This is a genomic window from Caldisphaera sp. (assembly GCF_046536515.1).
Classification (GTDB): Archaea; Thermoproteota; Thermoprotei_A; order Sulfolobales; family Acidilobaceae; genus Caldisphaera.
Genome location: NZ_JAWDMQ010000040.1, coordinates 1 through 12101 on the forward strand (window position 1 = coordinate 1; position 12101 = coordinate 12101).

Below are 12101 nucleotides of genomic sequence, written 5' to 3' on the forward strand. Positions count from 1 at the left end.
ATATAAACAAATTAAATTAAGTTTTTAGATTATAAAACAAATTTAAAAGATATGTTTATAAATTCCATATATTTATATAAGTATATGGAATTATGAGGGATTCTTTATGAAATGGGTTACAAGAAAAAAAGCTATGGTTGATAGGATTGCATGTCCCTGGCTTATAAAAAAATTCATAGATCCAGAAGCAACTTTTTTATTCGTGCCTGAAGAAGAAGTCCTCAGCGTTGCAGAAAAGGAAAATGCAATACCTTTTGATACCAAAGGGGCTGAATTAAACCATTATGTAGAAAATGGAATAGAATATGTTACATTTGATGCTTTGATAAAAAAATACAATTTAAATGACCCAGCACTTTTAGAACTTGCTAAAATAGTAAGAGGCGCTGATGCTCATAAACCTTTTAACCCACCACATGAATCGATAGGGCTAAAAGCTGCAGCTATAGGCTTTAGGGAAATTTCAGAAGATGATTATCAAAATATGGAAAAACAGTTCCCTATGTATGATGCATATTATGCATATTGCAAACTAAAGATACAAGGTAAAATAAATTTTTAAATAAAACTGGGATAAAAATTGAAAATTTATGTTGGAACATCTGGTTGGATGTATCCTTGGAATAAAGGCAGATCTCTAGATTGGTATGTAAAGGAATCAGGCCTAAATTCGGTTGAACTAAATTCATCGTTTTATAGATTTCCATATAAGAATCAAATAAAATCATGGATTGATAAAGGATCTGCTATAAAGTGGTCAATAAAAGTTCACAAATCTATATCCCACACTCATAGGTTAAACAAGGATGCTATAGACGTATTTAAAAAGTTTTTAGATACGTTTAAACCAATGGATAATATTATTTCTTTTTATCTAATACAATTGCCACCATCATTTATAAAAAATGATGAAAACATAGAAAGATTATCTACTTTTATAAAAGAAGGAGGTTTAGGGAAAAGAGTTGCAATAGAGTTTAGGCATAAATCTTGGTTTAATGAAGATACAATAAGCATTTTAAAAAGATTTGACACAACTTTTGTTAGTATTAGTTCTCCTATAATTGAATACTATTATACAAGTAACGACATAATGTATTTAAGAATGCATGGGAAAACCAGGTGGTATTATTATGAATATAAAGAAGATGAACTTAAAATGGTTGCTAATAAAATTATTGAATTGAATCCTAAAGAAACTTATGTTTATTTTAATAATGATGAATGGATGCTAAGTAACGGGCTTTATTTATTAAATCTTCTTAATAAAATTCCTTAGAAATCTCTATATACGGATACGTTATTATTAATATAAGCACCGCAGAATTTACAAAAGTTCCCTTTGAGTTCATGGCCGCATATAGGACAACTATTGTATTTTGACTTATTTTCTAACTCATTATTGAACAGGTTTAGCTCTAAACCTTTTTTAAATAAGTATAGGTGAGATAATGATGGAAAGTTAATTTTATATTTTTCTTTGTATTCTTTTAGTTCATAAATATTAACTTTTTCCTTCCAATATTTTAATAAAATTTCAGAACCAGTGCCTGAAGTTATAGGAGTTTTCTCTCTTAATCCTATGAAATCTAGACCTTTATTAATAAGCCACAATCTCATAAAATACTTGCCAAACTTTTTTCCGTTTATTTTATTAATTTTGCATTTCGTTTGTATTTTAAAAGAAAGTTCTTTAGATTCATCGCTAAAGAGTGGTAATACCGTTTTTATATTTAAATATTGAGAAATTGGAACAGAATTAAAAAAGGCATTCTTTACAACGTTTTTTAGCCAATTGTTCAAATAATTTTCTGATTTATTTAATAAAAAATCATACCCGAAATATAATTCGTCCCCTCCATCACCTGTTAAAACACAATTACATCCTAATTTTTTTGCTTCTTTAAGCCCCATGCAAACTGAAATGCCTGAAATAACTTCAATTGGATCTATAGTATTCAATACCTTTAATACAATCTTTAAACAATCATTGACTTCTTCTTCATTGCTTATAAATATTTTATAATTTTTAATGTTAAGTTTTTTAGTTGCATAGTTAATGTATTCTTCATCTTTTGAATCTCTAAATAAAACTGAAATAGTTTTAGGTTTTATGGCTAATGAGGTAAGAATGAACGATGTATCGATTCCTCCGCTAAATAATAAGCAATCACAATTATTTTTTTCTGAATACTTATTAACTATTTTTGATAATTTTTCTGCATTATCGATACACATTACTAACTCACAACATTTTACTTTTTAGAAAATCTTTAAATAATTTAGTATCGTATTTATATTAGATAAATTGTTATAATTGATATAATAATTGATATGAAATAAGATACCAAAGCCAATTTTATACTATCGTCTACTTTGTTAGAGTCAGGTAAATCATAATCGCATAGCTTATAGCTATTGATTTTTTCAAGGCTTGTTTTAATAGCTCCGGCAAAGGCTGACATAGGATTTCCAGCGTTTAAGCTCTCTGTTTTTTTCCTATACTTTTTCCAGCATGAAAATAAAGATTTAACATCTTTACCCATTACGATGGATGATATGGCAAATAACATTACAGATATTCTTGCTGGTATATAATTTATTATTGTGTCAGCCTTAGCACTGATATAACCTACTTCCTTATACATGGGATCTTTAAATCCAAGAGACCCATCTAGAGTATTGATTATTCTTTGCATTAATGATCCTATTGGCCCTAACAATATTAGCCAAAATAAGGGTGATATTATGCTATCAACAAGACTTTCTGAAAGTGACTCTATAGCTGCAGAGGCTATATGGCTATAATCTAAATTATCAGTAGGTCTTCTAACTATATTGCTAACAAGTTCTCTTGCTTTATTGATATCTTTTTCTTCCAAAGATTTTTTAACATTATTTACTATTTCATATAAGAGTTTAAATGAAATCGAAGTCTTTAATATATATGATGAAGCAAAAACCCAAATGATAATGTTTACTTTGTATGAAAGATATAATATAAGTGAATAGATAAGTAAATGCGTTAATAGGACAAAAAACCAAATAAAAAATCCGTACTTTTTTGATGAAAAAGGTTTAAACATTTTTCGAGATAAAACAAATGATGTGTGAACTGGATGAATCTTGTATAAAAAACCCTTATGATATGGATAAATGAAATCTAATATTATGGCTAAAATTAAAGATAAAATTAAATAAATAGGACTTGGGTACAAAAATCTTGGCAATAAAATCATTATATTATCACCGAAATCAGCAATGAAAAAACTTCAACCAATTCTATTGTAAACCCTATTACATCTCCATTAACAAAACCAATTCTTTTTTTTGAGTCATATAATATAATTGGGATTAATATGAGCGATAATTGAGATAACAAGAGTAATTTTATTTTAGTAAAAATAAATAAAACTATTAATATTATCAAGTATAAAATAAAGTTAGTTATAAACTTATTTTTGTTTTTTGAATTTTTTATAAATAAGCTTCCTAACCCTTGATATTTAGGAATAGGAGAGAAATACGAAATTATATAGGCGGATTCTAATCCAGAGATGTAAGAAAAAAATATCGGTAAAATACTATGTATAGATGAAAATTCAGAAAACCTAATTATAATTAATACTGCTGTAAAAATAATTGCAAAGCTGCCTTTTCTAGGATCTTTTAATATTTTAATAGCATCATCTCCTTTTTTTCTAGATCCAATAACATCCGAATAGTCAGCAAATCCATCCAAATTTAGAGCTCCTGTTATTATTATGTGTATAGCGATCAGTAAAGAACCATCTATTAATGGGTTAAATTTTAATGATATACTAATTAAGCCAATTATAGAACCTTCTATGATCCCTACAATAGGAGAAAGGTATAACGCATTAGAAGCGCTTTCTAAGTTATAGTATCCTGTCGGTATAGTTGTTAAGAAAGATATTAAGCTAAGGAAATCTTCAATAATTTTTTTGCTCATTTAAAACACCGTTTATTGAATTTATTAACATTAAATTTTCTTTATGGTTTTTTATAGATATTCTTGAAAAAGATTTATCTAAACCATAAAATGAAGATGCGTCTCTAATAAATAAACCTCTTTTTATTAGTTCTCTTTTGAAATGCGGGTTTGGTAAGTTTTCATGTTTAATTAGTATGAACGATGTTCTGCTTTTATACTTAATTATTTTTTTAAGTTCTCTCATAATAAACTCTTTTTCATTAGTGATTAGATTGTTTGCATTATTTAAATAGGAACTTATAAACTCTTTTTCGTAGAGTAGGTTTGAATAAAAGCAATTAGTAATGGAATCAATAGGCCACGCTTGTAAAGAAGATTCTAAAATATTTAAGAATTTCTTATTTAAAGTTATTATTTCTCCGAGCCTTAATCCGGGAGTTGAAAACGTTTTGGTCTGACTTCTTATTATTATATAATTTTCTGAAGGATTGATTTTTTCACAATCAGAAATTTCAATAAAGGCCTCATCTATTATAATCATATTGTTGACTCTGGATGATAAATATTCCAATTCTTTTTTATCAATGCAAAATCCAGTTGGATTATTGGGCCTTGAAATTAATAACGGTGAATCTTTATTTTTTTTCAATATGTTAACTAGTTTATCTATATTTACAACAGGATCTTCATTTCTTAAATCTATTGTTGGTCTAACGAGTCTTATTTTTAAATTCTTTGACATTAGATCATAGTCGCCAAAGTTAGGTTCCAATATTATAAATTTCTTTAAATTTAAAGTTAATGGAATTATAGTTAATGCTTCATCACTTCCATTAACTGGTATTATATAGTCTTCATCTATACCCCAATAATCTGACAAAGCATTAATTAATTTCTTGTATGACGGATAATATTTATAATGTTTTTGACTTATGCACTTTTTCAATAATTTTTCTGTAAAAATTGGAGGTCCTAGAGGATTTGTTGGAGAGCTAAAATCAATAAGATTTTTGTTTTTTACTCCTCCATGTTTTCTTTTAATCATTGCATATCATCTTAGCTTTTTCATAATCCTCTATTGTATTTATATTAAGGAGGTTTTTATTATCTAGGCTATAGTTGGTCCAATTATTTAAATTATGGCCTTTTATAATTGAAATACCAATAGGGTTTCCATGTGAATCTGTTATAGTTATTATGTCATTTTTAATATTTTCTGTTGATTTTATAATATACTTTATAGTTTCGTCTGTAATGTTTGGTATATCAGAAGGAAAAATCATTATAGGTCTTTTCTTTATTGCGTTTAATATAATTCCCATATCTATAGAGTAATCAATGCCTGTTGTATAGATTAGCATTACTTCTTTGTAATTATTTTTTAAAATATATAAAAAGTTTTCTACATTTGGGGAAACAGCTATTATTGTAAACCTAAATATTTTTATTGTTTTATCTATTATATTAAATATCATTGGTTTCTTACATATTTCTACGAAAGGCTTCATATTTGAACCAAATCTTTTTCCTTTTCCGCCTGCCATTATTAATGCAATGTCATAATCCATTTATTTTCCCCTTAAAAGGTTATCATAAACTTTAGATAGGGTTGATCCTATTAATGCAGAAACTATATCATCTTCAAACATAGGCAATTGGGAAAATTTTAGTTTTTCTTTATCTTTAATTGTGTCAACCCAATATGTAGATGTTAAGCCTTTAAAACCTGATAAATAAATGCTTAAAGAAGATGCTAATGCCTCATCACTTATAATTCTTTTAGAGTCTTTTTCATACTCTTCTTTTGGCAAAAAAGGGAAGGTATTGCTTTCTCCTCTGAGATCTAGTTCCCTCGCAGCAATAATATAAGACCAAACATTAGGATCTTTTAATTCGCTCTCAAGTTCTTTGTAAACCATATTATAGACTTGTTTTTCATCAACATTTGGAACAGGTGCTTTATTATATATAATCATTGCCTCATCAACTATTTCACTTAAAGATAACCCTAATGACCTTTTGAGTATAGTATCTGCATCTCTATCAAAGGAAATTAATAGTTCATGTATCATTCTTGCTATAGAATTTCCATGAGTTGTTGCCATCCCGCTATACATAATGCCGTTGTTAGAAATTTTTGCTGCCACAGCTATTGCATCGCTAGATGTTCCAGAAGATCTTGATTTGCATCTCAACAATAAATCACTTGATGATAAGCATTTAGCTTCAGTTACAGTTCTGAAAAAATCCAGTAATCCGCTTGGTGTTAATTTTATATTAAGCCATGATATAACATTAATTGTTCCAAAACAATCTACATTGAATAACTCTTCTTGATAAATACAATTAGGTATTTCAAATCCAGCTGTTATTAATGTTCCTCCATATTCATTTTCTTTGATTTTATATTTTTTTATATCGGCTGCTGTTAAAAAAACTGGCGTGCTGCTATATTGGTTCAATTTCATTAAAATATCGTTTTTATATTTTTCAATATTTTTTACTTTAAAATTCTTATCTACTTGGTTTATTACTATTACTTTACTTCTTGTTATAGCATTTTTATGAGCTGTAGTCATTATATCCATTAAGTCTTCAAATTCTAAGATTAGATTATCATTTTCAATTATTACCTTTACCAATAGTCGTCAACCTCTCATATTCTTTGTATATTTCTTTTTTGATATCTTCAATGTCTATGCCAAAATATTTGGATAATATCATAACACCTCCTGCCCCTACTCCTTCTTTTACGTAGCCTTTCTCATAAAGCCTAAGACCTTCATGTTTTGCATCAGAAAAATCCACATCTGAAACAATTATTTCGATTCTTTTATCTATTTGCTCTATCAACTTAAAAATGTTAGATCCCTTATCATTAGCTATCCATTTTGTTGTTGCTATCTTTATTCTTTCATCTAATATATTTAATCTATGTAGTATTGATATGACTGATCCCATTTGAGTACCTCCTGCAAGTAAAACTGTTGTTACATTTTTTAAAACCCCTGCTGTAAATCCAGCTAGCGATATATGAACAGGATCTCCAACTTTATCTATTATAGTAAAAACATCATCTCCTTTGTTAATTCTTTTCAAAGCATTTTCTATTACTTTTCTTTTTAGATCTCTTGGATTATTTGGCGATGCACTACTAATAAAATCAATAGCTTTAAACCCTAATGCCTCTATTATTGACGCAGCTGTTGTCGTGCCTCCAGGTATGCTTTCTCCTAGTAAAATGATATCTTGTTTATTGGATATTATTTCACCCATAAGTTTAGATTCTTCAAATATTGCTTTTGCTGTTCCTTTTGGCATGGCATCATAAATTTCTATATTATTGCCTGGAATAGAACTTGGTATTTTTACATGAGGTACCTTAAGTTTACTATATAGGCCAGAATCTACTACAAGATATGGTATTTTGATTTTTCTTAATAAAGCTCTAGTTATAACTGCAGGCGTAGGTAAGCCTGTTGGTGTAACCGGTATTTCATTTTTTGTTAATGGTATGCCGTTTATAATATATTCCAAATCAAGCGTAGGAGTGTAAAGAGTTTCTTCACTGCTTGCTCCGGCTATGCTAATTCCATCAATTGTTGAAGTCCTAGTAGATCCTCCGACAAATATTGCTATCGCGTTCATTTTTGACTCGAATTGGATAGGGTAACCAGAAATATATATGCTTAATAATATAAAAATTTAAATAAAAATTATTTAAAATTAAGTTTAAATTTTTATTCTATAATCATTATGTTGTCTGCCGGAAAACCTAATTTTACTAATATATCTTTAACTTTTTTCCTATGATCTCCTTGTAGTTCTATTCTCCCTTCTTTATAGGTCCCACCAGCGGCTAATTCGCTCTTTAATTTTGATGCCAAGTCTTTAAAATTAACTTGTTTTTCATCTATTCCTTCAATAACAGTAACCTGTTTGCCAAACCTTCTTGTTTCGAGCCTTATTTTTATTATTTGTTCCTCAGTTGCTAATTGCTCACATATTTCCGGCGGAAGACCTCCACAATCAACAGCTTTTGACATAGGCTGGTTTAGCCACCTCACAACTTCTGTTTATTTTTATGGTTGATCTAGGAATATAAACCTTATCTTACAGCTAAAAGATAGGTGCATAAATAATGTCAGAAGAAGAGAACATGGGCGAGCCTATCGGCGAAGAGGTCCAACAAGAAGAATACTCAGGTCCCCTTTATGGAATAAAAGAGAGAGAAGTTTATTATATGTGCTTAAACTGTGGATATAAAATAAGTAAAACAGAATTAGATCAATTATATAGCATGATGTGCCCTAAATGCGGTTATAGGATTTTCATTAAATTAAGGGCTCCTCCAACTCTTGTAAAACCAAGAAAAGTCAATGCTATTTAATTAAACATTTTTCTTATTTAATGAAATGTAGCTTTTCATTATGATTTCATTTATTATTTTTGCAGCAAGGGAAGATGTTATGCCACCATTATCGTATGGCGGAGAAACTTCGACTACATCAGCTCCTACAAGTCTTTCATCTACTAGTTGGTTTATTAATGTAAGGCCTTCGAGATTTGTTATTCCACCAGGCTCAGGGTTTCCTACTCCTGGGGCATAAGAAGGATCAAAACCATCCATATCTATAGACAAATATATGTACTTGCAATCGGACATAAATCTCTTTATAGAATTTATAGAATTTACTAAACCCATTTTATAAATATCAGCAGTTTTTATTGTATTTATATTGTTTTTTGATAGTGCATAATTTCTTTCCTCTTTAGAATACGCTCTAACGCCTATATAATTGATTTTACTTCCGCCTAACAATTCTAATGATCTTCTCATTACTGAAGCATGACCATTTTTTAAACCTAGGTATTCATCTCTTAAGTCATAATGAGCATCTATAACAATTAGACATGGGTTTATATTAATTTTTTTAAATGCCTTTAAAGCTCCGAAAGTTATTGTATGCTCTCCGCCAATCATAATAGGAATCTTATTAGATTCCAGAACTTCTGATATAACTCCTGTTACTCTGTTCAATGTCTCATTTATATCACCTATCACAACAGAAATATCGCCTTCATCCATTAAACCTATTTCTTCTAAATAAACATCTGAAAAATAGCTGTTTGATTCCAATCCGGCAGCCGCTTGTCTTATAGAATCAGGACCAAAGCGGGTACCAGGCTTGTACGAAGTTGATGAGTCAAATGGTACACCTATAATTTCGTATTTTGAATTCTTGTTATTTTCTAAACCAGCGTAGTTTTTTGATGATCTTGTTAAGTAAATATCTTTCAAACTCAATACTCTCACCAGAAGATTTGTTAATCTATTTAAATAAAAGTTTTGACCTATATAAATATGAAGAAGGGTTGAGAATTTGCCTGAAGAAAACGTTTACGATAAAGTGATAGATCTTGCTAAAAGAAGAGGATTCTTTTGGCCTTCATATGAAATATATGGGGGTCAAGCAGGATTTTATGATATAGGTCCATATGGAATGGCATTAAAGAAGAAATTAATTGATATGTGGAGGGAGCTATTTATTAGAAATAATCAAGACTCAGTGGTAGAAGTAGAAACTCCAGTAATAGGACCTTCAATAGTTTATCAGGCAAGCGGACATATTGAAAATTTTACTGATCCTATAGTAAGGTGTAATGATTGTGGCAGGATTTTTAGAGCTGATCATTTAGTAGAGGAAAGGCTTAATGTGAATGCAGAAGGATTAAGTGCATCAGAATTGAGCTCATTAATAAAAGAGAAAGGATTAAGATGCCCTGTATGTAATGGAGAACTTGGAGAAGTTAAAGTATTTAATTTGCTATTTAAAACACAAATAGGCCCATATGAAGGAAATGTAGGTTATATAAGGCCTGAACTTGCACAAGGCATATTTGTTGCATTTAAGAGGATATATGAATCTTTGAGGAATAAATTGCCTTTGGGAATAGCTCAAGTCGGAAAGGTAGGCAGAAATGAAATAAGCCCAAGGCAAGGAATGATTAGGCTAAGGGATTTCACTATAATGGAAATGGAATATTTTTTTAATCCAGACAAAAAAGAATGCCATGATATTGAGAAATATTATAATGAAACATTAAATATATTGCCTTTCGAATATAAGAAAATGAATAAAAGCTTTGTTACAGTAACCGTAAAAGAAGCCATAGAGAGGAATTTCGTTATTAATCCGTGCATGGCTTATTGGATGATAATTGGAAAGCTATTATTATTAAAGATAGGCGTGCCAGAAAACAATATGTATTTTGAAGAAAAAGGGCCTAAAGAAAGAGCGCATTATTCTAGTCAAACATTTGATCATATGGTTAAGACCTCAAGGTGGGGTTGGATAGAAGTAGCAGGTTATGCGTACAGAGGGGATTACGATTTATCCAGGCATAAACAATTTAGTAATGCTGATTTAGAAGTATTTGAACCATATAAAGAGCCTATAACAATTAAGGTAAAAAAGGTTTTATTAGATAAAGCATATGCTGGTAAGAATTTTAAATCAAAAGCATACGAGTTTATGAAAAAAGTAGAGGAATTAGATGTAGATCAAGTCTTAAAAGAAATAGAAGAAAAAGGTAAGATTACAATAGATAACGTAGACATACCTAAAGAAGCATTGATAATAATTGAGAAGGAAGAAAAAGTATCAGGTAGAAAGTTTATACCGCATGTTATAGAACCATCATTTGGAACGGACAGGCTTCTTTATGTTTTATTAGAGTATGCTTATAGAGAAGTTGATGGAAGGGTAGTTTTATCATTTCCAAGATATCTATCTCCTGCAGATGCAGCTGTATTACCTTTGATAGAAGGTGATGAAAAACTAATTAGTAAGTCCAAGGAATTTTATTCATATTTAATTTCTGAGGGATTTAATATCTTATATGACGATAATGGTAGTATAGGAAAAAGATATGCAAGAGCTGATGAAATAGGTGTTCCAGTTGTTTTTACTATAGATTACCAAACGTTGGAGGATGATACTATAACAATGAGGGATAGAGACTCATGGAAACAGGTTAGAATAAATATTAGAGATGCAGCAAATTCTTTGAGGAAATTCATTTATAATTCTGCAGACCTAAGAGAACTAGGGAAAGAAGTAGAGATAAAGGGTTGATGAGATATGAGTGAAGAAGTTGATAATTCAAAGAGGATTAGTAAGGAAATTAAGCCTGAAAAAGCAGATTTAGCTAAGGCGTTATCTATTATACCTCCTGCATCTTCACTTAAAGAAAAAGGTAAGAAAGTAATAGAAAAAAGATTAAGGATTTCATATGATGAATCGGTTGAACATGGTAATGTTAAACTATCTAAAAAGTTGGCGTCACAGCTTGGCATTCAGAAAAAATTAGAAATGGTTATAGCAAGCAAGAAAAAATTAATGTTGGATGCACAAATAGATGATTCAATACAAGAAGAATTAAAAGTATTTGTCAACCCAGAACAAATGAAAGAAGAAGGAGTTGCTGATAATAGCATTGTAACTATAAGGTCAGCCCAAGAATAACGGTGAAATTTTTGAGTGATAGATGTAAAAAAGACTGTTATACTTTTTCCCAAATTTTTGAACAAGATTCAGAAAGAATTGCGCAATTAATGCAAGAGCAAATTTCTTTGATTAGAAACGGTATTATAACTTATAATTCTTATTTATCGGATAATAAAGATGAAACTCTTAATGAGTTGAAAGAAATAATCTTAAGGCTTAGGGAAATTAGAAACGTAATATTAAATGAAATTAATAATTACGAAGATTTTATTAGTTGTTGCAAAGGAAAAAAGGATAAAAATATAGATCTTTTGATAGCCTATTATTTAGAGGCTGGATCTAAAAAAGAAGAAGAATTTTTGAAGGAAATATCTAATACAATAAATATAAAAGATGACCTTTTTAATTTAAGATCTTTTATAATTAAAATAAGGTCAAACAAAAATTTAATTTATGAAGATAACAGTAAAAAAGATTAATATAAAAATTCAAATAATTAATTTCTTAAGATTAAAAATTGGTTTGTTTTATATAACAAACAGCAAACATTTTGGGAAAACTAAAAATTCTTCTAAAGGATTTGGGCTTGCTTATTGTCTAATATAATTATTAAAAATATTTCAATAAATGCATAT

The 12101-nt window shown here is 29.2% G+C and carries 15 protein-coding genes; 6 read left to right on the top strand and 9 right to left on the bottom strand.

Annotation, left to right across the window (positions count from 1 at the left end):
* Nucleotides 1-106 precede the first annotated feature (106 nt).
* Both RXO53_RS06145 and RXO53_RS06150 read left to right on the top strand, forming a co-directional pair.
* Nucleotides 107-562 (top strand): chromate resistance protein ChrB domain-containing protein, encoded by a 456-nt coding sequence (locus RXO53_RS06145; protein WP_410713368.1) that lies wholly within the window; start codon nt 107-109, stop codon nt 560-562.
* Nucleotides 563-580: 18 nt separating this feature from the next.
* Complete coding sequence (locus RXO53_RS06150; RefSeq protein WP_410713369.1) at nt 581-1279, top strand: DUF72 domain-containing protein; 699 nt, start codon at nt 581-583, stop codon at nt 1277-1279.
* Here RXO53_RS06150 and RXO53_RS06155 read toward each other — a convergent pair.
* From RXO53_RS06155 to yciH, 8 genes are read right to left on the bottom strand one after another with little or no spacing between them, the layout of a single operon-like run.
* Entirely contained in the window at nt 1276-2238 is a 963-nt protein-coding gene (locus RXO53_RS06155; RefSeq protein ID WP_410713370.1) for an asparagine synthase C-terminal domain-containing protein, read from the bottom strand. The genes RXO53_RS06150 and RXO53_RS06155 overlap by 4 nt on opposite strands.
* Nucleotides 2239-2294: 56 nt before the next feature.
* The gene (locus RXO53_RS06160) at nt 2295-3239 is read right to left on the bottom strand and encodes a cobalamin biosynthesis protein (protein WP_410713371.1); all 945 of its coding nucleotides are present in this window, start codon (nt 3237-3239) and stop codon (nt 2295-2297) included.
* Nucleotides 3239-3973 carry an adenosylcobinamide-GDP ribazoletransferase gene (locus RXO53_RS06165; RefSeq protein WP_410713372.1) on the bottom strand — a complete coding sequence of 245 codons (735 nt, stop codon included), beginning with the start codon at nt 3971-3973 and terminating at the stop codon, nt 3239-3241. The genes RXO53_RS06160 and RXO53_RS06165 overlap by 1 nt, the downstream gene beginning before the upstream one ends.
* On the bottom strand, nt 3954-5000 hold the full coding sequence (locus RXO53_RS06170) for an aminotransferase class I/II-fold pyridoxal phosphate-dependent enzyme (RefSeq protein WP_410713373.1): 1047 nt from the start codon (nt 4998-5000) through the stop codon (nt 3954-3956). The genes RXO53_RS06165 and RXO53_RS06170 overlap by 20 nt, the downstream gene beginning before the upstream one ends.
* Nucleotides 4993-5523: an NTP transferase domain-containing protein gene (locus tag RXO53_RS06175; protein ID WP_410713374.1), complete on the bottom strand. Its 531-nt coding sequence runs from the start codon at nt 5521-5523 to the stop codon at nt 4993-4995. The genes RXO53_RS06170 and RXO53_RS06175 overlap by 8 nt, the downstream gene beginning before the upstream one ends.
* On the bottom strand, nt 5524-6597 hold the full coding sequence (locus tag RXO53_RS06180) for an adenosylcobinamide amidohydrolase (RefSeq protein WP_410713375.1): 1074 nt from the start codon (nt 6595-6597) through the stop codon (nt 5524-5526). It abuts the gene before it with no gap.
* Nucleotides 6578-7660: a nicotinate mononucleotide-dependent phosphoribosyltransferase CobT gene (gene cobT / locus RXO53_RS06185; RefSeq protein ID WP_410713381.1), complete on the bottom strand. Its 1083-nt coding sequence runs from the start codon at nt 7658-7660 to the stop codon at nt 6578-6580. Before cobT ends, RXO53_RS06180 begins: the two co-directional genes overlap by 20 nt.
* 35 nt (nt 7661-7695) lie before the next feature.
* Nucleotides 7696-8001 (bottom strand): stress response translation initiation inhibitor YciH, encoded by a 306-nt coding sequence (yciH, locus tag RXO53_RS06190; RefSeq protein WP_367117939.1) that lies wholly within the window; start codon nt 7999-8001, stop codon nt 7696-7698.
* A 95-nt stretch (nt 8002-8096) separates the two neighbouring features.
* Here yciH and RXO53_RS06195 point away from each other — a divergent pair, with 95 nt between their 5' ends.
* Nucleotides 8097-8345 (top strand): DNA-directed RNA polymerase, encoded by a 249-nt coding sequence (locus RXO53_RS06195; RefSeq protein WP_410713376.1) that lies wholly within the window; start codon nt 8097-8099, stop codon nt 8343-8345.
* Here the strand turns inward: RXO53_RS06195 and speB are convergent, their stop codons facing one another.
* Nucleotides 8346-9263 carry an agmatinase gene (gene speB / locus RXO53_RS06200; protein ID WP_410713377.1) on the bottom strand — a complete coding sequence of 306 codons (918 nt, stop codon included), beginning with the start codon at nt 9261-9263 and terminating at the stop codon, nt 8346-8348.
* 76 nt (nt 9264-9339) lie between these two features.
* Here speB and glyS point away from each other — a divergent pair, with 76 nt between their 5' ends.
* The 3 genes from glyS to RXO53_RS06215 are packed head-to-tail and all read left to right on the top strand — an operon-like array spanning nt 9340 to nt 11945.
* Nucleotides 9340-11094 carry a glycine--tRNA ligase gene (gene glyS, locus RXO53_RS06205; RefSeq protein WP_410713378.1) on the top strand — a complete coding sequence of 585 codons (1755 nt, stop codon included), beginning with the start codon at nt 9340-9342 and terminating at the stop codon, nt 11092-11094.
* 6 nt (nt 11095-11100) lie between these two features.
* Nucleotides 11101-11484, top strand: a complete 384-nt coding sequence (locus RXO53_RS06210) for a hypothetical protein (RefSeq protein ID WP_410713379.1) — start codon at nt 11101-11103, stop codon at nt 11482-11484.
* Between the two features lie 11 nt (nt 11485-11495).
* Nucleotides 11496-11945: a hypothetical protein gene (locus tag RXO53_RS06215; protein WP_410713380.1), complete on the top strand. Its 450-nt coding sequence runs from the start codon at nt 11496-11498 to the stop codon at nt 11943-11945.
* Nucleotides 11946-12101 lie beyond the last annotated feature (156 nt).